This is a genomic window from Novosphingobium sp. UBA6272, from assembly GCF_002440635.1.
In the GTDB taxonomy this organism is placed as follows: domain Bacteria; phylum Pseudomonadota; class Alphaproteobacteria; order Sphingomonadales; family Sphingomonadaceae; genus Novosphingobium.
The window spans coordinates 81,289-103,212 of record NZ_DJUW01000026.1 but is presented as its reverse complement, the minus strand read 5'-3'; the positions used below and the strand labels follow the sequence as shown (position 1 = coordinate 103,212).

The window sequence follows — 21,924 nt, the reverse complement described above, 5'->3', positions numbered from 1 at the left end:
GGGAACGCGGATATGTGGGGAGCCGTCAAGCACGCGCTGAGCAACCTGACCAACCCCAATGGCCGGGATGCGCGCCAGACCTTCTGGTACTGGGTGCTGGCGGTATTTGTGGTGCGCTATGCCGCCGGCATGGTCGTGTCCTTTCCGATGACGATGAAGATCATGAACATGACCATGCAGACGTTCGCTAGCGGCAAGCCTGAAGATGTCATCGCTATGCAAAGCCGGATGATGACCATGATGGCGGACGATCTTTCCCGGATAGTCTGGATCGGGGTTGCGATCGGCGTGGTCTCGATGCTGCTGGTGGTCTGCAGTACTGTCCGGCGGCTGCACGACAGCAACCTGTCGGGTTGGCTCGTGCTGGTCCCCGGAACGCTTTACGGAATCGCGCTGGCCCAGGCTCCGCGCCAGATCGAGGCTTCGGTCGCCATGCTGAAATCGATGAAGCCGGGGGCAACGCCGGACATGTCGCAGATGATGCAGTCGCAGAGCGGCCTTGGCCTGCTTTCCTGGGTGGCGATCGGCCTGGTGATCTGGATCGGTGTGCGCGACAGCGACGACGAACCCAACCGCTTCGGCGATGCACCGGTGCGGTTTTGAGCGGCGCCAAGCGCCCGCAGCCCGGCCTCCCCAGCCGCCAGCAGATCCTCGATTTCATCGCCTCCAGCGCTGATCCCGCCGGCAAGCGTGAGATCGCGCGCGCCTTCGGGCTGAAGGGGCAGGAAAAGATCCAGCTCAAGGCGCTGCTCAAGGATATGGCCGAGGAAGGCCTGATTGACGGCAACCGCACCGCCTTCCACCGGGTCGGCGGGGTCGCCAAGGTGACCGTGCTGCGGGTGATCGATACCGACGACGGCGAAGCCGTGGCGATCCCCGACAGCTGGAACCCCGATGACGCCACGCCGCCGCCGCGGTTGCGCCTGCGCGAAAAGGGCAAGGGCACCGCGCTGCGCAGCGGCGACCGTGTCCTCGCCCGGACCGAAGAAACCGCGACCGGGTGGATCGCTCACCCGATGAAGAAGCTGCCCAACCAGGCCGATCAGGTGCTGGGCGTGGTGGAGATCGATCGCAGCGGCAAGGGCTGGCTCGCCCCGGTCGACAAGCGGGTCCGCAATTCCTCGCCGATCGCCGATCTGGGCGGGGCCGAGGAAGGCCAGCTGGTCCTGGCCGAGCCCGCCGGGCGCAGTCCGCGCTCGGGCGTCAAGGTCACTGCGGTGCTGGGCGATCCGCTCGCGCCCAAGGCCTTCAGCCTGATTGCGATTCACAAACACGGCATCCCCTTTGCCTTCGATCCCGAGACGCTGGCGGAAGGCGAAGTGGCGGCGCGATTGCCGCTCAGCCCCGATCACCGCGAAGACCTGCGCCATCTGCCGATCGTCGCGATCGATCCCAGCGACGCGCGCGATCACGACGACGCGATCTGGGCCGAGCCGGACGGGCAGGGCGGTTTCCGCGCCCTGGTCGCGATTGCCGACGTCAGTTTCTACGTCCGCCCCGGCAGCAAGCTTGACCGTGAGGCTCGGCGGCGCGGCAATTCGGTCTATTTCCCTGACCGGGTCGTCCCGATGCTGCCCGAAGTGCTGAGCGCCGATGTCTGCAGCCTGCGCGCCGGCGAAGACCGCGCGGCGATGGCCTGCCACATGCAGATCTCCGCCGAGGGCAAAGTTTCCGACTGGCGCTTCACCCGCGCGCTGGTCCGCATTCATGAGGTCATCGCTTATGAAGAGGCGCAGCGCCGGATCGATGCTGACGAGGCTGCAGATAATCTGAGCAACCTGTGGGACGCCTGGCGCGCGCTGGAGAAGGCGCGCGACGCCCGCGATCCGCTCGCGCTGGAGCTGCCCGAGCGGCGCGTCGTGCTGGATGAGCAGGGCAAGATCAAAGAAATCGCGCTGCGCGAACGGCTTGATGCGCACCGGGTGGTCGAGGATTTCATGATCGCGGCCAATGTCGCGGCGGCGAAGGCGCTGGAAGCGAAGGTCAGCCCGGTCGTCTACCGGGTTCACGAGCCGCCCAGCCGCGAAAAGCTGGTCGCGCTCAAGGATTACCTTGCCACCTTCGATCGCAAGTTCGCGCTGGGCCAGGTGGTGACTCCGGGCCTGTTCAACCGGATGCTCAAGGATGTTGCCGATGAGTCTGAAAAGGCTCTGATTATGGAGGCAGTTCTGCGCAGCCAGACCCAGGCCTATTATGGTCCCCGAAATGCCGGCCACTTCGGACTGGCGCAGGGATCCTATGCCCATTTCACCTCGCCGATCCGCCGCTATGCCGACTTGCTGGTCCACCGCGCGCTGGTTGACGGGTTCGGACTGGAGCAGCCCAGACCCATCGGCGACCTGCCGCCTAGCTCAGGCCTCTCGGAACGCGATCGCGCTGATCTGACGCGTGTCTCGGAAGCGATCAGCGCGGCCGAGCGCCGGGCAATGGAGGCCGAGCGCGAGACGATCGACCGCTACGTCGCCGCCTGGCTTTCCGCGCGGGTGGGCGAAGTGTTCGAATGCCGGATTACCGGGGTTCAGCGCTTTGGCCTGTTCGCGACGATCATTGGACTGGGCGGCGATGGCCTTGTTCCGGTATCGGTACTGGGCGACGAACGGTTCTTCCATGATGAGAAGGCGCAGGCGCTGAATGGCGAGCAGAGCGGTGACCGTTTTACTTTGGGCATGATCCTACGGCTCCGCCTGGCCGAGGCCAATCCGCTGACCGGCGCCCTGAAGTTCGAGCCCGAGGCCGCCGAAGGCCGGATCGAACCGCGCGGGAAGCCGCTGCCGCTCAAAAAGAAAGGCAAACACTTTGCCAGTCCGCGCGGCCGCCCCGGCAATATCCGGCATCAGGGCAAGCGGCGCTAGCTCAGCCGTTCGAGGTCGGCGTCGTTCATCCCGCCGGGGATAATATAGACCGGGCAGGGCAATTGCCCTGACATCGCGGTGAAGTGCGCAATCAGCGGCCCCGGGCCGCCATTGGCCGCAGCGCCGAGCACCAGGGCCGAAACCTCCGGGTGTTCGGTCAGGTATTCGCGGATCACGCTGACCCCGTCGCCCTGGCGAACCGCAATCGCAGGCGCTTCGCCGGTGCCGGCCATCAGGCTGCCCGCCGCCGAAGTAACCAGCGCCTCGGCCCGGGCCCGGGCTTCCTCCTCGATCGTCGCCTGAATCCCGCTGAATGCAACGAATTGCTGGCGCGGGACCAGCGCGAGCAAGTGGACCTGTCCGCCGGTGCGCGCGGCGCGGCTCGCGGCGAAGCGTAGCGCGGTGCTCGCCTCTTCCGTTTCGTCCATGATCACCAGATAAACGCGCATCGCCGATCCCCCACCTATCCAGATATCCGATACAATCGTATTCGGCGCAAGCATCTTGCCGTTTCGCCAATTTCTGGCCAGAGACGTAACGACAACCACTCCCCAGTGAGGACCCGAAGGCAACCATGCCCATCGAAATCAAGATGCCCGCGCTCTCTCCGACGATGGAGGAGGGCACCCTCGCCAAATGGCTGGTCAAGCCGGGCGACACAGTCCGTTCTGGCGACATCATGGCCGAGATCGAGACCGACAAGGCGACGATGGAATTCGAAGCGGTCGATGAAGGCACGATCGTCTCGATCGCGGTGCCCGAGGGCAGCGAAGGGGTGAAGGTCGGCACGGTGATCGCGGTGCTGGCTGGTGAGGATGAGGATGCCGGGGCGGCGCCAGCAGCGAAAGCAACCGCGCCAGCTTCTGATTCCGCTCCTACCCCCGCTCGTGCTGAGCCTGTCGAAGCACCAAGCGCAACCGCCGCGCCAAAGGCTTCGACAAGCTCAGCCGGAGTTGGCGAAAGAGTCATCGCATCCCCGTTGGCCAAGCGGATTGCCGGGCAGAAGGGCGTCGATCTAAAGTCCATCAAGGGCAGCGGGCCCGGGGGACGGATCGTCAAGGCCGATGTCGAGGGTGCGCAGCCCGGCGCTGCCGTTCCGGCTGCAACTCCTGTCAGCGCTGCGCCTGCCGTTCAGGCACCGGTACCGGACTTCGGCATTCCTTATGAGGCCGAGAAGCTGGGCAACGTCCGCAAGGTCATCGCGCGCCGCCTGACCGAGGCCAAGCAGACCATTCCGCACATCTACCTGACGGTCGACGTCCGGCTCGATGCCCTGCTCAAACTGCGCGGCGAACTTAACAAGGCACTTGAAGCAGATGGCGTAAAGCTCTCGGTCAATGATCTTTTGATCAAGGCATTGGCCAAGGCGCTGATCCGCGTGCCGAAGTGCAACGTCTCCTTCGCTGGCGACGAACTGCGCAAGTACAGCCGCGCCGACATATCGGTCGCGGTCGCCGCGCCTTCGGGCCTGATTACCCCAATCATCTTCGACGCCGCCGTGAAGGGCGTGGCCCAGATCAGCACCGAGATGAAGGCGCTGGCCGACAAGGCCAAGGCCGGCAGGCTGCAGCCGCACGAATTCCAGGGCGGCACCGCCAGCCTCTCCAACCTCGGCATGTTCGGGATCAAGCAGTTCGACGCGGTGATCAACCCGCCCCAGGCGATGATCATGGCGGTCGGTGCGGGCGAACAGCGCCCCTACGTGGTCGACGGCGCGCTCTCGGTCGCCTCGGTGATGAGTGCCACGGGCAGCTTCGACCACCGCGCGATCGACGGCGCCGACGGAGCGCAGCTGATGCAGGCGTTCAAGGACCTCGCGGAGAACCCGTTGGGGTTGGTGGCGTGAAACGCATTGTCGCAGTCAGGATGGCGCTGACCGCGACGATTGCTTCCGTGCTTTCCGGGCTGCCGATGACAGTTCTCCTGACCAGCGGCGGCGATCCGGACTACATCCTGTCGGCCGCCACCGTGTACATGGGCTTGGCTTTTGCTGGAAGTTTCCTGATCGGCTTGCCTGTCGCTTTGTTGGTCTATCGCTTGGCGCGTGATTTTCAGGATTTCGGGCTGTGGCATTTGGCTGGACTGGCAAATGCGATCGCGCTGTGTGTCGGGCTTGTCCTGTTCACTGGGGGCGGGGCATTTGGTGTGATCTTCCTCGGAATTCCGATCCTGCTTGCTGCCAATGCCTTCGCAATTGCCGGTTGGTTCCTCGTTTTCAAGCCTGAAAGAGCAGGTGTTTAGGGTGTCTTATGTCTGATCAATATGACCTCATCGTCCTCGGTTCCGGCCCCGGCGGCTATGTCGCGGCGATCAGGGCGGCGCAGCTGGGGCTGAAGACCGCGATTGTCGAGCGCGAGAACCTTGGCGGGATCTGCCTCAACTGGGGCTGCATTCCGACCAAGGCGCTGCTGCGTTCGGCCGAGATCTTTCACTACATGAGCCACGCCAAGGACTATGGCCTCGCAGCCGAGAAGATCAGCGCCGACCTGCATGCCGTGGTCGCACGCAGCCGCGGGGTGGCCAAGCAACTCAACCAGGGCGTCACGCACCTGATGAAGAAGAACAAGATCGCGGTGTTCATGGGTGAGGGCAAGCTGCTCGCGCCCGGCAAGCTCGAGGTCAAGGGCGACAAGGGCACCGAGAACCTCACCGCCAAACACATCATCGTCGCCACCGGCGCGCGGGCGCGCGACCTGCCCTTCGCCAAGGCCGATGGCAATCGGGTCTGGACCTATCGCCACGCGATGACGCCGAAGGAAATGCCGTCAAAACTGCTGGTGATCGGATCGGGCGCGATCGGGATCGAATTTGCCAGCTTCTACAACGATATGGGCGCCGAAGTTACCGTCGTTGAGATGATGGACCGGATCGTGCCCGTAGAGGATGCCGATGTCTCCGCTTTCCTCGAAAAGGCGCTGAAGAAGCAGGGCATGACGATCCTGACCGGCGCCGGGGTCGAAAAGATCGACGTCACTGCCAGCGGGATCAAGGCCGCGATCAAGGGCAAGGACGGCAAGCTCGCCACATCGGACTTCAGCCACGTGATCGTCGCGGTCGGGATTGTTCCAAACACTGAGAACATTGGCCTTGAAACACTTGGAATCAAAGCCGAACGCGGAATCATTGCAATCGACGACTATGGCCGCACCAATGTGCCCGGGGTCTGGGCGATCGGCGATGTCACCCCGGGACCCTGGCTGGCGCACAAGGCCAGCCACGAAGGCGTGATTGCGGCGGAAAGCATCGCCCGGGAGCTCGGCAACAAGGAAGTCCACCCCCATGCGATGGACCGCCGCAATATCCCGGGCTGCACCTATTGCCACCCGCAGGTCGCCTCGGTCGGGCTGACCGAAGCCAGGGCCAAGGAGGCCGGCTACACGGTCAAGGCCGGGACTTTCCCGTTCATCGGCAACGGCAAGGCGATCGCGCTGGGCGAGGCCGAGGGCTTCATCAAGACGGTGTTCGACGCCAAGACTGGCGAATTGCTCGGCGCACACATGGTCGGGGCCGAAGTGACCGAGTTGATTCAGGGCTATGTCGTCGGCAAGACGCTGGAAACCACCGAGGCCGAACTGATGGCCACGGTCTTCCCGCACCCGACGCTATCGGAAATGATGCACGAATCGGTGCTCGCCGCCTACGGCCGCGCGCTGCACATCTGATCGGCTCAATTTGTCTGAGCTTTACGCACCAGGTGTTCAAACACAGCGACGTGCAATGGGGCGGTAAATTCGCAGCCGACAACTGGTCCGGCGACCCAGCAGAGCCGCGCTGTGAGGAGCTGCATCCGCGGCAAGCGGATCGACAGCGGCTTGGCTTGATCGGCGTGAGCGAGCCCGGAAATCCGGAATCCCTTGGGTGATAAGTCATCCAGAACAACCATTTGCCAAGGACGCGTGCCCTGACGGACCTCGCAGCGGATGCACAGCGTGGCGCGCTGGCTGGCGCGATTGGAGCTTGCCTCGTGTGTCGGGACAGGGGAAATCTGGTTCATCAGCATGGCCCGGGAACTAACGCCCGATCGGTTTCCAATTCGTAACCGCGTTCCGGAAATTCTCCTTATTCGCCTACCGCAAACTCGCCATCTCGGTGCCGGCAGCGCGGACGATTTGCTGGATAATCCCTAGTTCAAGATTACCCTAATTTAGCGGGTTTAACGATGGATTTACCAGTTTCGGTCATTAGACCTTTCATGGGGTCGCTCTCGCACCTGAATCTCGGCAAAGCCAAACTTGCACTTCACGCAGTGATGGCAGGCTTGTGCCTGCTTGCAGGACTGCTGATGTCGCCCTCCGCTGCGCTGGCCCAGACGGTCAACCAATACTCCAACACAACCGACAGCGCGACCAACGGGATCAACGAGACGGCCACGCCCTGCACGGCGCGCTTCACGCGCACCTTTGCTGTCGGCACGAGTTACACCGTCTCGGATGTCAATTTAGGGTTGCTGATGGCGCACACCTGGCGTGCGGACATCGAGGTGTATCTGGTTTCCCCAACCGGGACCCGAGTTCAGCTTACAGCCAGCCAGGGCGGCAATGTCGACAATTTCAATCTGACGTTTGATGACGAGGCGGCGGCTTCGGTCTCGACCTACAACACTGCGTCAACCGCCACCGCAACAACCGTCGTCCCGCCCTACAGCGCCAGTTTCCGGCCGCTGTCGGCCCTAAGCGCGTTCGATGGCCAGAATGCCAACGGCACCTGGACACTGGAAATTTGCGACAATGCCAACGGCGATAGCGGAACCTTCTTCCAGGCCGACCTTTACCTGACTCAAGCCGGTCCCTTTGCCAATTTGTCGCTTGCCAAGGCCGTCAGCACCACGGCTCCGGCCACCGGTTCGAATGTTACCTATACCCTGACAGTCGCCAATGCCGCCGGATCGACCAGTTCAGCCAGCGGCATCGTGGTGCGCGATGTGTTGCCAAGTGGGGTCAGCTTCGTCAGCGCCTCCGGCACTGGCACATACAATAGCAGCACGGGCGATTGGTCCGTTGGCACGCTTGCCCCGGGGCAGAATGCCAGTCTGACTATCACGGTAACCGTCACCGCCAATAGCGGCGTCACGGTCACCAATACGGCAGAGGTTACCGCTTCTTCGGTTGGTGACAGCAACTCTACGCCCAACAACGGCGTAACCAGCGAAGACGATTATGCCAGCATCGCCTTCACCGCCACTTCGACCCGCTCGGCCGGTATCGCGCCGACCCTGTCTTGCCCGGTTGGGACCCTGCTGTTCGACTGGGACGCGCAAACCTGGACCGCCGGCACACTGTCGAACAATTATTCGATTACCGGGATCGGCACAGTCGGCTTTTCGATCACCAATCCAGCCGTATTCCTCAACAACGCGGCGCTTGGCGGACAATCACCAGCCGAACAGACGACTGTTACCGGAGGATTTTCACCAGTCCAAAGCTCGCTGATGCAGCTGGTCGATATGGCAAATTCCAGCCAGACCGTCCAGACCACCATCAACCTCGGCACAGCCGTGCCCGGCGCCCAGTTCCGGATCTTCGATGTCGACTATGCCGCGGGCCAGTTCGCCGACAAGGTTACGGTGGTCGGCTATTATAATGGCTCGGCCGTAAATCCGACGCTGACCAACGGCTCCTCCAACTATGTCATAGGAAACAGCGCTTATGGCGATGTGACCTCGGCGGATGCATCGGCGAACGGCAACGTGGTCGTCACGTTCAGCGCGCCGATCGACCAGATTGTGGTCAACTATGGCAACCACTCGCTTGCGCCGGCCAATCCGGGGCAGCAGGGGATAACAATCCACGACATCACCTTCTGCACTCCGCGCGCGGTGCTGAACGTCAGCAAAGCCTCGGCCGTGATCAGCGATCCGGTCAACGGTACCAGCTTCCCCAAGGCGATCCCCGGTGCGCTGGTAGAATACTGCATCCTGGTCGCGAACACCGGGCCGGCCGCGCTGACCAACCTGACCGCTTCGGACGCGCTGCCCACTGGCTTCACCTATTCGGTCGGCACGCTGCAGACCGCGAACAGCTGCACCGGCAGCCCAACCAGTGAAGACGACAACAACACCGGGGCCGACGAGACCGACCCGTTCGGTGCCGCAATTTCGGGCACCACCATTTCCGGATCGGCATCGTCGTTGGCTTCGGGTGCAGCCTTTGCGCTCCGCTTTCGCGGCACAGTTAATTAATAAAAACAATTAGATCATGGGCATTGATAAGGGAAATTGAGATGAAATGTACAAACAGGTTTGAGTTGGGCAGGGCATCAAGCGCGCTTGCTCTTGCGATCGCAGCCCTTGCGGTACCGCAAATGGCCCAGGCTACCGGCGTCAGCGCCGGTACTCTGATCGAAAACACCGCTTCGGCAACCTACACATCGGGTACGGCCAGCGGAACGGTCCAGTCCAACACCGTGACGGTTCGGGTTGACGAGCTGCTTGACGTGGCCGTGGCCGGCTTGACCTCGACCCCTGTCAGTGCCGGATCAGGCACGGCTGTCCTGGCCTATTCGGTGACCAATACCGGAAATGGCCCCGAAGCCTTCAACCTCGCCATCAACCCTGCCGTCGCCGGAAACCAGTTCGATGCGACCGTCCAGCAGGTAGTGATCGATAGCAATGGCAACGGCACTTACGATCCAGGCGTCGATGCAGTCCTTCCGAGCGGCTCGCCGACCCCTTCGATCGCTGCAGACGGTTCGCTGACGGTGTTCGTTATTGTCAGCCTGCCGACGACCGCCACCGATGGCCAGACCAGCCAGGTCGAGCTTACCGCCAGCGCGGTGACTGGGACCGGTACCCCGGGAACCGCCTTTGCGGGCCAGGGCGCTGGCGGCGGCGATGCCGTGGTCGGATCTTCGGGCGCCGATGACAATGCTTTCGATTCGTTGATCGCTACATTGGCGACCGTCTCGCTGACCAAGGCGGCCTCGATCGCCGATCCGTTCGGTGGCAGCCAGCCGGTTCCGGGTGCAGTCGTGACCTACACCCTGACCGCAACGGTCAACGGCACGGGCCAGGTCGAGAACCTGCACGTAACCGACGCCTATCCCACCGGGACGACCTACGAAGCGAGCACGATGACCCTCGATGCCGCGGCTCTGACCGACGCGGCAGATGCCGATGCCGGCACCGCCAGCGGAACCGGGATCGACGTGAACCTTGGCACGGTTGCCGGGGGCACGACCAAGGTCGTCAAGTTCAACGTCAAGATCAACTGAGGAGAGCCGTGATGATCCGCAACTGGATTGCCAAAGTTGCCGTTACCCTCGCGTTCGCTGGATCAGCGATGAGTGTTTCGGCGCAGGCCGCACAGCCGATCGAGCTGATCGGCGTGGTCAAGGTCGATAAGGTCATCGTCGAGAACGGGAAAGAGAAGCACCAGCTGGAAGACCCGAAGGTCGTGGTCCCCGGTGACAAGCTGCTTTTCACCACCAAGTATCGCAACGCCTCGACCGAAACCGTGCGCAACTTCGTTGTTACCAACCCGGTACCGAACGGGGTCGCCCTTGCGAGCGATGGGGCTGATGCCCAGACCGTTTCGGTCGACGGCGGCAAGACCTGGGGCAAGCTTTCCACCCTGACCGTCAGTGACGGCAAGGGCGGAACCCGTCCGGCTACGGCCGCAGATGTAACGCACCTGCGCTGGGTGCTCGGCGTCGTCGCGCCGGGTGCCAGCGGGGCGCTCTCCTACAACGCAATCGTCCGCTGAAAAGCGGTGAACCGTCTCGGCCGGGACGGGTCTTCATTCGGCCAGTGAGAAGAAGGGAATGAACATGAAAGGGTATAGCAGACTGCTTGGGACGGTCGGTGCTGCTGTCGCCGTTTTCAGCGCCACACCGGCGCTGGCGAGTGGAACGGCGTCGGGCACGACCATCACCAACTCGGTAACCGTGAACTACCAGGTCGGCGGTGTTTCGCAGACCGCTACGGGGGCATCGAACAGCTTCAAGGTTGACCGCAAGGTCAACGTGACCGTGGCTGAAGTCGGCACCACCACCACGCAGGTTTCGCCGGGCCAGACCCAGGCGGTGACCACCTTCACGGTGACCAACAACTCGAACGCCACGCTCGACTTCGCGCTGACCGCCGCGCAGCAAGTGGGCGGCGCTGGCGCGCACTCAAACACCGACAGCTTCGACGTGACCAACGTCAAGATCTATGTCGATACGGACAACAGCGGCACCTTCAATGCCGGTGACACCGAAGTCACCTATCTCGATGAGCTCGGTGCGGATCTTTCAAGAACCGTGTTTGTTGTGGCTGATGTGCCGCTTGGCCTTTCCACTGGTGCGGTTGCCGCGGTCACGCTTACTGCTGCCAGCCGGGAAAGTGGGGCTTCGGGTAGTGTTGGCGCGGCGCTCAGCCAGACCAACACCGGCGCGCTCAACGAAGTTGATCCAAACTTCGTCGATACCGTGTTCGCCGATGTTGCCGGCGCCACCGATGGTGCCCGCGATGCCGCGCACTCGGCCAAGGACGATTACACCGTTCTGGCTGCTGCGTTGACCGTGCTGAAGACCAGCAAAATCATCAGCGATCCGCTGAACGGAACCACCAATCCCAAGGCGATTCCGGGCGCGACGGTCGAGTACTGCATCTCGGTTGCCAACGCCGCGGGCAGCGCGACTGCCAGCAGTGTGGCCGTCTCTGACCCGCTGCCGGCTACGGTGACTTACGATTCCGGTTACGGGATCTTTGTCGACGGTACGGTGACCAGCGGGGTCTGCAACTCCGACGGCAGCGCCGGTGGCAGCTACAACAGCGGCACGACCACGGTCAGCGGTTCGCTGAGCAACGTCGTGGCCGGGGCAACCCGCACTCTGCGCTTCCGCGCAATCATCAACTAACCAGGGGAGGGGGCGACCGGCTCAACCCCGGTCGCCCCCGCTTCCGCACAAGAAATGGGCCAATGAACTTTCTCCGCTACATCATGGTGACCTTTGCAGTGCTGCTTGCAGCGCTGTGCCTGGGTGCGCCAGTGGCGATGGCCCAGACGATTTCCAATACCGCGTCGGCCAGCTGGACCGAGCAGGGACAGCCTGCTGGAGCAACATCGAACACGGTGTCTTTTTCGGTTACGCAACAGCCGGTTACGATCGACACTTATGCCCCGGCATCGGGCGGTCAGACGATCACCTATAACGCCACAACTTGTGGCAGCACGGCTGGTGGTGCGGCGGGCGGAATTCCCAGCCTGCAGGCTAGTGTAGCGCCCAGCACCTCGATCCATATCGGCGAGGTTCTCTATTTCCGCGTCAGCGCGCCGGCGGCTAACCTGAGCCCCGCCGTTGTCGACAGCCTTGAAGTGACCGTCGCCAGCCAGAATGGCGATCGCGAAGTGGTCACCATCCACGAAACCGCAGCCAACAGCGGCGAATTTTTCGGATCGATCCAGACCCGTGCGGTTCCGCCAGCTCCGGTCCAGCTCGACTGCCGCCTGTCAATCACCAGCGGCGCGACGATTTCGATCACCACTGCACCGATTGGCAGCAATCAGACCGTGGTCAGCGCCCGGATCGACGTGCTGGCCGATCCTTATGGCCTGGTCTTCGACAGCGAGAACGGTGCTCCGGTGAATGGCGCGCAGGTGATGCTGGTCGATGCCGTCACCGGCGCTCCGGCACGGGTCTATGCGGACGATGGCGTTACACCTTGGCCCTCAATCGTCTATTCCGGTCAGCCGGTCACCGACGGAGCTGGAGTGGTGCACACCATGCTGCCGGGCGAATACCGCTTCCCGCTGGCTGCGCTGGGCACTTACCGGATCGTGGTTACGCCGCCCGCGCCCTATGCTGCACCCTCGACCGCGAGCCCGGCGCAGCTGGCAACGCTCAGCCGTCCCGATGGCAATCCGATGCAAATCCTGCCGGCCAGTTTTGGCCAAACCTTGACGCTTTCGGGCCCCGCGCCGGTCCGTGTCGACATCCCGCTCGATGCGCCGCCGGTCAGCGTGGCGATCAGCAAGACTGCTTCGCGCGCCGTGGCGCTGCCTGGCGATGCCGTGTTCTACACCGTCAAGCTGTCCAACCCCGATACGCTCCATACCAAGAGCGGCGTGACCCTGGTCGATACCCCGTCGCCACTTCTGCGTCTTCGGGCCGACAGCATCCGGGTCGATGGCGTGGCTGCGCCGGGTGCAGTCACGATCTCGCCCGATGGCCGGGTCCTGACCGTTGCCGTGGGCACCGTTGCCCCGGGCGCAACCCGCACGGTGACCTATGCGATGACGGTACGTCCCGGCGCGCCAGCAGGAACTGCGCTCAACACCGCCGTTGCTACCGACGATCGCGGCCGCACCAGCAGGGCCATCGCAACCGTGCGCATATCGCGCGAAGATCTGGCTGCTCGCGTTACCTTGATTGGCCGGATCACCGATGGCGGATGCACCGTCGATGGCGTCCACAACCCAATCCCTGGCGTCCGGGTGGTGCTTGAGGACGGCAGCTATGCCATCACCGATGCCGACGGCCGCTACCACTTTGAAGGTTTGGTTCCGGGATCCCACGTGGTCCAGGTTCAGACCAGCACTCTGCCCAAGGGCGGTCAGTTTACCGATTGCACCCGCTCGACCCGCAGCGCAGGCGGAGCCAGCTCGCGCTTTGTGATGGGGCAGGGCGGTCAGCTGATCGTTGAAGACTTCTCGGCAGTGCTGCCCGCCGGGGCACTCGCTCAGGCCGCGCAGCCCAGCCAAGCCGCGCTGGAAGGCGATGCCGAGGCTCGCGCTGCCGCTGAAAAGAAGGCTGCGGGTGCCGATATCGACTGGCTGACGCTGGGCGATGGCGAACCGGCATTCCTGTTCCCGGCACCCGAGCACAACCCCCGCGCTCCCGCCATTCGCGTCGCGATCCGGCACCGCGCCGACCAGAAGGTCGAACTCAAGGTTGATGGTCGTCCGGTCGATCCGATCGCCTTCGATGGCACCCGGCAGGCTCCCGGAGGACGTTATGCCGTCTCGATCTGGCGCGGCGTGCCGCTCGACGGTGAAGACACTCGCCTGGCCGCGACAGTTCGTGGTCCGAAGGGCGATGTTGCCGCCGAACTCACCCGCGACGTGCATTATTCCGGCGCTCCCGCTCGTATCGAACTCGTCCTCGCCAAGAGCCGCCTGGTCGCTGACGGTGCGACCCGGCCGGTTCTCGCGCTGCGGATCCTCGACCGTGCCGGCCGTCCGGTGCGCTCTGGCCTGACCGGCGAATTCCGCCTCTCCGCTCCTTACGAAAGCGCCCAGGCCAACGACGCGATGCAGGAACGCGCGCTGACCGGGCTTGGCCGCAATGCCCCGCGTTGGCACGTGATCGGCGATGACGGCATGGCCTATGTCGAACTCGCCCCGACCATGGCCAGCGGCAAGCTTCACGCCGAATTCGATCTCAGCGATGGCCAGCAGCGCCGCCGCGTCGAGCTGGACGCCTGGGTTGTCCCCGGCAAGCAGGACTGGACTATTGTCGGCTTGGCTGAAGGTGCCGTCGGTTCGAAGACCGTCGCAGATCAAATGCAACGCAGCGGCCGGTTCGACAGCGATCTGGGCGACAAGGCCCGCGTCGCGGTCTATGCCAAGGGTCCGATCACCGACGGGCTGGTCCTGACGGCTTCCTACGATAGCGCCAAGCAGCGCGACGATCAGGTGCTGATGGGGGCCGTCGATCCGCGCGCCTACTACACCGTCTTCGCCGACATCTCTGACCATATGCGCGATGCCCAGAGCCGCGAGAAGGTCTATGCCCGTCTGGAAGGAGCCGGCTTCTATGCGCTTTACGGAGATTTCGAATCCGGGTTCGATCAGACCCTGCTGGCCCGCTATCAGCGCGCCGCGACCGGGTTCAAGGGCGAAGCCAATTTCGGCAACCTGCTGGTGCAGGCTTTTGCCGCGAAGATCGCCTCGACCCATCGCCGCGACGAATTCCAGGGTGGCGGCCTCTCGGGTCCCTACCGTCTTTCGACCCGCGAAATCATTCCGGGCAGCGAAGTGGTGGTTATCGAAGTGCGCGACCGGTTCCGTTCGGACGTGATCATCAACCGCCGCACTCTCAGCCGCTTCGTCGATTACGATATCGACTTGCTGTCAGGCACGATCACCTTCAAGCAGCCGCTGCTGAGCCGCGATCCCGATCTCAACCCGCAATTTGCAGTGATCGATTTCGAAGTGGGTGAAGACGCCCGTGGCGGCGATCTTAATGCCGGAATCCGCCTCAGCTATCAGGCTGCGAAGGGCCGGTTGCGCCTTGGTGCCAGCGCGATCAGCGATGCCGGACTGCCGGGGCAGGGCCGTCGCAATCTCGCAGCTGTCGATGTCCGCGCCAAGATCGGCAAGGATTCCGAAGTGCGCGCCGAAATCGGCTCCAGCTTCCATCAAGGCCAGCAGGCGGTCGCCTGGCTGATCGAAGTCGAACACCATGACGGCAAGTTCGATGCCCTGGCCTATGCCCGCTATGCCGAGGCCGAATATGGTCTGGGCCAGAACAACGGTGCCGAACTTGGCCGCCGCAAGTACGGGATCGATGCCCGCTACCGCGTCAGCGAAGCTGTGGCTTTGACCGCCGCCGCCTGGCGCGACGAAGATCTCTCGGATCCGGCCCGCCGTACCGCCGTACAACTCGGCGCGACCTGGCGGACCCGCAATACCGATGCCCGCATCGGTCTCGCCTCAATGCATGACCGTCTGGCCGATGGCACCAGCGCTAGCAGCACCCTGCTCGAAGGCGGGCTGACCCAGCGGCTGTTCAACAACAAACTTGAGCTTTCGGCTGCTACCAGCGTCGCGCTTGGCAAGGCCGGCTCGGTCGATCTGCCCGAGCGTCACCGCCTGACCGCGCGGTATAGCGTCTCTTCCGACGTTCGCCTGGTCGGCAGCTATGAAATCGCCAAGGGTGAGGGAATCGATGCCCGCACCGCTCAGGTTGGCGTTGAACTGACGCCCTGGAATGGTGCACGGATAACGACCGGGCTGGGCCAGCAGAATATCGCCGAACTGGGCAAGCGCAGCTATGCCGCATTCGGCCTCGCTCAATCGATCCCGATCAGCAGCAAGCTCACGCTTGATGCAACGCTGGATGGCAACCGCACGCTTTCTGGCTTTGATCCGGCGCGCCTGATCAACCCGGCGCACCCGGCATCGAGCGGCGGCAACCTGGGTGAAAATGGTTCTATTGCCGAAGACTATACCGCGGTTACCCTGGGCGGCAGCTGGCGCGACGGGCGCTGGTCGGCCACGCTGCGCGGCGAATGGCGCGATGGCGAACTGGCCGACCGCAAGGGTGTGACCTTCGGCGCAATCCGTCAGCTTGGCGAAGGCCAGATGGTCGGCACCGGCTTCACCTGGACCCGCGCCAAGGCCAAGACCGGCGCTTCCAGCGAAGTGTTCGACGCGGCAATTGCCATGGCCAGCCGTCCGGCCGATTCAGATTTTGCCTACCTCGCAAAAGTCCAGTTCCGCGGTGACCGGGTGACCAATGCTGTCGCCGGGGAAGCCGGTCCGGCCGGACGCGGTGCGCTGACGATCAATGGCGATGGCCGTTCGGACCGGATTATCGGTTCGGTCTCGGCCGACTGGCGCCCACGCGGCAAGGACGATGGTCAGTTCGTGCAGCGTCACGAAGTCGGCGTGTTCGCTGCCGTGCGCCACAACTTCGACCGGTTCGAAGGGTTCGACCTGGCCGGCACCACGCTGCTCGGCGGGATCGATTTCCGGCTCGGCATCGGTGAGCGGGTTGAAATCGGCGCCGTGGGTACGGTCAGCACCAGCCTGACCGACAAGACCACCAAATACGCGTTCGGCCCGCAGATCGGCTTTACCCCGACCAAGGATGTGCTGGTCACAGTCGGCTACAACTTCACCGGCTTCACTGACCCGGACTTCAGCGCTGCGCGCCAGACCGACAAGGGCGTATTCGTGGCGGTGAAGATGAAGCTGGACGCCGATACCTTCGGCTTCCTGGGGCTGCGCAACTAAGGGGGTGGCGGACAGGGTGGGATTGACCGGCGCTTCGCTCCGGTCGCCGCCGCCCCGCTCCGGCTCGAAAGGCTCCGTTCACCGCACCCCGAACCCGCCACCATCAAATAGGGCCGCTCGCGGCGGCCCACATTTATAGTGGCGGACAGGGTGGGATTCGAACCCACGGTGAGCTTGCACCCACGGCGGTTTTCAAGACCGCTGCCTTAAACCACTCGGCCACCTGTCCTTGCCGCGAGCCGCTAGCGGCAAAGCGCGCGTTTGTCACGCCCTGAGGATTTCCCGAATCGCGAGGCCTGTGGCAAGGTCCGGCGATGGAATTTCTGCGCAAGATCAGACTGGCAACTCCGCTCGGCCTCGCCGTCGCCCTGCTTTCCGCGCCGCCGGCGATGCTGACGGCGCAGGATGTAGCCGTACCGGTGGTGCAGCAGCTTCCGGCTGCAACCAGCTCCGCGGACGGATTTCTGGGCTATCTCCAACTGGTCGGCGCCAAGGCGCGGGGCGAGGGGGTTAGCCAGCGGGCGATCGATTCGATCACCTATGGCCTGACCTATAACCCGCGGGTCGTCTCGCTTGACCGGGCCCAGCCTGGATCGACCCCGGGATCGCCCCCGGCCTTCTGGTCCTATTACAACCGCCACATCGGGGCAGAGCGGATAAATCTTGGCCGCGCGGCGCTGGCTGACAATGCCGGACTCGTCAGCCAAGCCGAGACACAATACGGCGTGCCGCGCAAGATGATCATTGCGATCTGGGGCAAGGAAACCTTTTACGGCCGGATCAAGGGCGATTTCGATCTGGCCCGATCGCTGGCGACGCTGGCCTATGAAGGCCGCCGCCGCGATCTGTTCGAGGGCGAATTGATCGCTTTGATGAAGATGGCCGATCGCGGTGTGCCGCGCAGCCGGATGCTGGGCAGCTGGGCCGGGGCCTTCGGCAATCCGCAGTTCCTGCCCTCGGTCTACCTGCGCGTGGCGCGCGATGGCGATGGAGACGGCGATGCCGATATCTGGAACAGCCGCGCCGATACCTTTGCCTCGATCGCCAACTACTTCAAGGATGCCGGCTGGCGTCCTGGCGAACCCTGGGGTGTGCGTGCCAGTTCGCCCGATTCGCTTGATCGCCGCCTGCTGACCAACCGGCTAGAATCGCCCAGCTGCCCGGCCGTTCACAACCGCCATTCGGTTTGGAAAACCGTGGGAGAATGGCGCGCGCTGGGCGTCGTGCCGCAGGCTCCGATCGCGGATTCGACCATGGCAGTGCTGTTCGAACCCGACGGCGTGGGGAATGGTGCCTTCCTGTTAACCGGGAATTATCGCGTTATCCTGCAATATAACTGCTCGAACTACTACGCACTGTCCGTGGGGTTGCTTGCAGATGAGATTTCGCGTTGAAAAAAGCCTGCCGCTTGCGGCGCTGACCCTCTTGGCTGCTTGCGGCGGCGGGGGCGATCGCCCGCTGAGCGCCTCGGCTCAAATCCCGGCCAACAGCCCGGCTTCCGATTACCCGATGGTACTCGGCCCGGCCTTTACCGTTGACGGGGAGACCTTTGTCCCGGTCGACAAGATGAACTACGATGCGGTCGGCCATGCCGTGGTCGGAGCGGAAGGCGGCACTGCCGTAACCGCCGCGCACCGCACCCTGCCGCTGCCCAGCTATATCGAAGTGACTGCGCTCGATACCGGCAAGACCATTCTGGTCCGGGTCGAACGGCGCGGACCGATGAGCGGCAAGGGTCTGGTCGAACTTTCGCCTGGGGCTGCTGCCCAGCTTGGCGTGATTGGCCGGCGCGATGCCCCGGTCCGGGTGCGGCGCATGAATCCACCCGAACCGGATCGCGCCGCACTGCGCTCGGGCATGCCGGCAACGGCGCGGATGGATACGCCGAAATCGCTGCTGGCCGTGTTGCAGCGCAAGCTGGACCAGCAGGAAGGCGTGATCACGCGCGAACCTGCGACCGAGCCAGCCGTCGCCGCTGCCACGCTTCCGCCCAAACCCGAAGCGAAGGGCAAGGCGAAGCCAGAGGCCAAGGCAAAGACGCCCGCGGTCAAGCCCAAGCCACCCGTCGCCGTGGTCACCTCCAGCCCAACCCCGCCGCCAGCTACTTCAGCCGGCACCAGCGCCAAGGGCAAGTACCTAGTCCAGGTCGGGGCCTTCGCAAGCAAGGCCAATGCCGATAACGCCGCGAAAAAATCGGGCGGCACGGCAGTTCAGGCCGGCAATTTGTGGCGGGTCAGGGTCGGACCCATTGCCAGCGAAGCCGATGCCAAGGCCGCCTTGGCGAAGGCCAAGGGCGCAGGCTATAGCGACGCTCGAATCCAGCGCGCCGACTGACATCTTCCCTGTCGGCGGCGCAACGGCCGTTTGACGGGGACCTGCCTTGAAACCAACGCTTGGCGTGCTGTTGCTGGCCTTTGCCGCAGTATCCGCGCGCGCCAGTGATCCGCGCCCGCCAGCGCCGCAGCAGGCTCCGATCGCGCTGCTGGTCGATCTGTCCGCCGGGCAGACCTTGTTTTCGCGCAGCGCTGACCAGCGTTTTCTCCCCGCATCGATGACCAAGGCGATGACTGCACTGGTCGCTTTCGACCTGATCCGGGACGGGAAGCTGCGTGAGGATGCGGTATTCACAGTGCGCCCGCAGACCTCCGCGCGCTGGTCGGGCAAGGGCACATCGCTATGGCTCAAGCCAGGCGAGCAGGTCCGGGTGTCCGATCTGCTTCGCGGCACTGCCACGGCCAGCGCCAACGATGCTGCGGTTGTGCTGGCGGAAGGCGCGCTGGGTAGCGAGGCGGCATGGCTGGCGGCGATGAATGCGCGGGCGAAAGCGCTCGGGATGAACAGCAGCCATTTCGCCAGCGCCAATGGCCTGCCCGATGGCGGCAAGACCTATGTCACCGCGCGCGACATGGTGCGTCTGGCCCAGGCACTGGTAACCGAGCATCCGGAGCTCTATCACCGCTATTTCGGCCACCGTGCTTTCCGCTGGCGCGGGCAGGAACTGGTCAGCCGCAATCCCTTTGCAGGGATCCTGCCGGGCGCGGACGGGATCAAGACCGGCCATACCCGCGAGGCTGGATATACCTTCCTCGGTGCGGTGGAACGCAATGGACGGCGGCTGGTGCTGGTGGTCGGCAAGGTACCCAGCGAGGCCGGCCGGGCTGCGGCCTCGCGCGATCTGGCCGAATGGGGCTACGGCGCCTGGGATAGCCGACCGTTCCTTGCTCCGGGCTTCGTGGTCGGCACGGTCAAGGTGCAGGACGGGGACGCGCGTGAGGTGCCGGTTACGGTCGCGCGCCCGTTCACCATCACGGTTCCCAAGGGGACGCAGCCCCGCATCTCGGCCCGGATCGTCTATGACGGGCCGATCCGGGCACCGATTGCCAAGGACACGCTGGTCGGCGGGCTCGAGGTTTCGATCGAGGGGCAGCCGGTGCACTATCTGCCGCTGATGTCGACAAGCGCGGTCGGCAAGGCCGGGCCAATCGACAGGCTGGTCAATGCCCTGCTAGGGCTGCTGGCATGACGCAGGGGAAATTCATTGCCTTCGAAGGCGGGGAAGGGGCGGGGAAAAGCACCCAGGCCCGCATGCTCGCCGCTGCGCTGGAGGCGCGCGGGATCGAATGCGTCGTCACGCGCGAGCCCGGCGGTACTCCCGGAGCCGAGGCGATCCGCGCGCTGCTGCTCGGGACCGAGGGGGAGGGCTGGCATCCGCGCGCCGAGGCCATGCTGTTTGCCGCTGCCCGATCCGATCATGTCGAACGGCTGATCCGGCCCGCCGTTGCAGCCGGCAAATGGGTGATCTGCGATCGCTTCGTCGATTCGAGCCGGGCCTACCAGGGCGGGGGCGGGGGCCTCTCGGATGCCGAACTGTGCGAGCTGCACCGGATCGGGAGCCTCGGCCTGCTGCCCGACCTCACCTTGTTGGTCGAGGTCTCGCCCGAAGTGGCGCGCGAACGGGCAGCCCTGCGTGATGTCGACGGGGCCGACCGGATCGGCGGGCGCGACGAAGCCTATCATGCAAAGGTCGCCGCTGCCTTCGCGCGGATTGCCGAGGCGGAGCCGGCGCGGTTTGCCCGGATCGATGGGAACGGGAGGGCCGAAACGGTCCATCAGGCCATCCTGGCTGTCTTGACGCCGATGCTGGCACCGCTGTGACAGACCTGTTCGGCCACGATCCGGCCTGGCGCGAATTTCGGGCTGCAATTACCAGCCCGCGAATGCACCATGCCTGGATGCTGACCGGGCTCAAAGGGCTCGGCAAGGGCCTATTCGCGCGCGCTGCCGCTGCCGAGCTGGTGCGTGAGCCGGATCTGCCGCAGCCTCCGATCGAGGCCCATCCCGATATCCTGATCCCCGAGCATCCGCCCGAGAACAAGGAAGAGGCCAAGAAGCGCGAGGATGGCGGCGAATACCGCCGCAAGCGCTCGATCCCGATCGACGAAATCCGCGCGCTGACCAACCGGCTGCACACCCGCCCGACGCTGGGATCGCGCCGCGTAGTGATTATCGATCCGGCCGACGATCTGGAGCGCAACGCCGCCAACGCGCTGCTAAAGGCGCTGGAAGAGCCGCCTGTCGGCACGTTCTTCCTGCTGGTGACGCACCGTCCCGGCCGGCTCTTGCCGACCATCCGTTCGCGCTGCCGGGTGCTACGCTTCGCGCCGCTGGAAAATGCCGCGATCGACCGGATCCTGTGCGATATCGCGCCCCAGGCCGATGCGGCAGCGCGGGCAGCCGCCGTGGCTGCGGCGGAGGGATCACCGGGAGCGGCGCTGGAATTCGTCGAGCAGGATCTCGGCAAGCTTCATCAGCTGATGGTCCGTCTGATTGCTGAGGGTGACGAGCATTTCGCCCTGCGCGGCGCCTTGGCTGAGGAAATCGGCGCAAGGCCCGACCGCGAGCGTCAGCAGGCCGCGGTCGATCTGGCCCGGGCAGTGGTCGCGGCCGAACTGGGCAAGGGCGACGGCGCGCGCAACCAGCAGGTGATCGCCGCGCATGGCGAACTGGTCCGTCTTTCCGCACAGATGCCGACTTACAATTTCGATCCGGCCCTGGCGGTGATGGAAATCGGAGCCTTGCTGGCCTCGCTCGCCATGCCTAGAGAGGCCGCCTGACCCTGCGAATTGAAAGAC

At 64.2% G+C, this 21,924-nt stretch carries 17 protein-coding genes and 1 tRNA gene; 15 read left to right on the top strand and 3 right to left on the bottom strand.

From position 1 onward, the window contains the following. Positions 1–12: 12 nt before the first annotated feature. Both B2V17_RS11840 and B2V17_RS11835 read left to right on the top strand, forming a co-directional pair. Entirely contained in the window at positions 13–603 is a 591-nt protein-coding gene (locus B2V17_RS11840; RefSeq protein WP_292997909.1) for a DUF805 domain-containing protein, read from the top strand. Beyond that, the gene (locus tag B2V17_RS11835; protein WP_292997907.1) at positions 600–2,852 is read left to right on the top strand and encodes a ribonuclease R family protein; all 2,253 of its coding nucleotides are present in this window, start codon (positions 600–602) and stop codon (positions 2,850–2,852) included. The genes B2V17_RS11840 and B2V17_RS11835 overlap by 4 nt, the downstream gene beginning before the upstream one ends. On the opposite strand, the gene B2V17_RS11830 is transcribed toward B2V17_RS11835, so the two are convergent. Beyond that, positions 2,849–3,301: a universal stress protein gene (locus B2V17_RS11830; RefSeq protein WP_292997905.1), complete on the bottom strand. Its 453-nt coding sequence runs from the start codon at positions 3,299–3,301 to the stop codon at positions 2,849–2,851. The genes B2V17_RS11835 and B2V17_RS11830 overlap by 4 nt on opposite strands. Positions 3,302–3,426: 125 nt before the next feature. On the opposite strand from B2V17_RS11830, the gene B2V17_RS11825 reads away from it, so the two are divergent. Genes B2V17_RS11825 through lpdA form a run of 3 tightly spaced genes read left to right on the top strand, consistent with a single transcriptional unit; the run spans position 3,427 to position 6,514 of the window. Continuing rightward, positions 3,427–4,698, top strand: coding sequence for a pyruvate dehydrogenase complex dihydrolipoamide acetyltransferase (locus tag B2V17_RS11825; RefSeq protein ID WP_292997903.1), 1,272 nt, complete (start codon positions 3,427–3,429; stop codon positions 4,696–4,698). A gap of 20 nt (positions 4,699–4,718) precedes the next feature. After that, entirely contained in the window at positions 4,719–5,093 is a 375-nt protein-coding gene (locus B2V17_RS11820; RefSeq protein WP_292997901.1) for a hypothetical protein, read from the top strand. Positions 5,094–5,101: 8 nt separating this feature from the next. Then, a complete protein-coding gene (gene lpdA, locus B2V17_RS11815; protein WP_292997899.1) occupies positions 5,102–6,514 on the top strand; it encodes a dihydrolipoyl dehydrogenase in 1,413 nt (470 codons plus the stop codon). 5 nt (positions 6,515–6,519) lie between these two features. Here the strand turns inward: lpdA and B2V17_RS11810 are convergent, their stop codons facing one another. Then, the gene (locus tag B2V17_RS11810; protein WP_292997897.1) at positions 6,520–6,846 is read right to left on the bottom strand and encodes a PilZ domain-containing protein; all 327 of its coding nucleotides are present in this window, start codon (positions 6,844–6,846) and stop codon (positions 6,520–6,522) included. A 288-nt stretch (positions 6,847–7,134) separates the two neighbouring features. On the opposite strand from B2V17_RS11810, the gene B2V17_RS11805 reads away from it, so the two are divergent. From B2V17_RS11805 to B2V17_RS11785, 5 genes are all read left to right on the top strand, one after another. Beyond that, positions 7,135–9,030 carry a proprotein convertase P-domain-containing protein gene (locus tag B2V17_RS11805; protein WP_292997895.1) on the top strand — a complete coding sequence of 632 codons (1,896 nt, stop codon included), beginning with the start codon at positions 7,135–7,137 and terminating at the stop codon, positions 9,028–9,030. Between the two features lie 122 nt (positions 9,031–9,152). Further along, positions 9,153–10,061: a hypothetical protein gene (locus B2V17_RS11800; RefSeq protein WP_292997893.1), complete on the top strand. Its 909-nt coding sequence runs from the start codon at positions 9,153–9,155 to the stop codon at positions 10,059–10,061. Between the two features lie 11 nt (positions 10,062–10,072). Further along, positions 10,073–10,552 (top strand): hypothetical protein, encoded by a 480-nt coding sequence (locus B2V17_RS11795; RefSeq protein WP_292997891.1) that lies wholly within the window; start codon positions 10,073–10,075, stop codon positions 10,550–10,552. A gap of 64 nt (positions 10,553–10,616) precedes the next feature. After that, positions 10,617–11,690, top strand: coding sequence for a hypothetical protein (locus tag B2V17_RS11790; RefSeq protein ID WP_292997889.1), 1,074 nt, complete (start codon positions 10,617–10,619; stop codon positions 11,688–11,690). A gap of 62 nt (positions 11,691–11,752) precedes the next feature. Continuing rightward, on the top strand, positions 11,753–16,792 hold the full coding sequence (locus tag B2V17_RS11785) for a hypothetical protein (RefSeq protein WP_292997887.1): 5,040 nt from the start codon (positions 11,753–11,755) through the stop codon (positions 16,790–16,792). A 139-nt stretch (positions 16,793–16,931) separates the two neighbouring features. On the opposite strand, the gene B2V17_RS11780 is transcribed toward B2V17_RS11785, so the two are convergent. Further along, a tRNA-Ser gene (locus tag B2V17_RS11780) sits at positions 16,932–17,021 on the bottom strand. A gap of 160 nt (positions 17,022–17,181) precedes the next feature. Between B2V17_RS11780 and B2V17_RS11775 the strand changes: the two genes are divergently transcribed. The 5 genes from B2V17_RS11775 to B2V17_RS11755 are packed head-to-tail and all read left to right on the top strand — an operon-like array spanning position 17,182 to position 21,906. Beyond that, positions 17,182–18,186: a lytic murein transglycosylase gene (locus B2V17_RS11775; protein WP_414690809.1), complete on the top strand. Its 1,005-nt coding sequence runs from the start codon at positions 17,182–17,184 to the stop codon at positions 18,184–18,186. Next, positions 18,170–19,126: a septal ring lytic transglycosylase RlpA family protein gene (locus tag B2V17_RS11770; protein WP_292997883.1), complete on the top strand. Its 957-nt coding sequence runs from the start codon at positions 18,170–18,172 to the stop codon at positions 19,124–19,126. The genes B2V17_RS11775 and B2V17_RS11770 overlap by 17 nt, the downstream gene beginning before the upstream one ends. Positions 19,127–19,172: 46 nt before the next feature. Next, positions 19,173–20,315, top strand: coding sequence for a D-alanyl-D-alanine carboxypeptidase family protein (locus tag B2V17_RS11765; protein ID WP_292997881.1), 1,143 nt, complete (start codon positions 19,173–19,175; stop codon positions 20,313–20,315). Further along, positions 20,312–20,947, top strand: a complete 636-nt coding sequence (gene tmk / locus B2V17_RS11760) for a dTMP kinase (protein WP_292997879.1) — start codon at positions 20,312–20,314, stop codon at positions 20,945–20,947. The genes B2V17_RS11765 and tmk overlap by 4 nt, the downstream gene beginning before the upstream one ends. Continuing rightward, positions 20,944–21,906 (top strand): AAA family ATPase, encoded by a 963-nt coding sequence (locus B2V17_RS11755; RefSeq protein ID WP_292997877.1) that lies wholly within the window; start codon positions 20,944–20,946, stop codon positions 21,904–21,906. The genes tmk and B2V17_RS11755 overlap by 4 nt, the downstream gene beginning before the upstream one ends. The last annotated feature ends 18 nt before the right edge of the window (positions 21,907–21,924 follow it).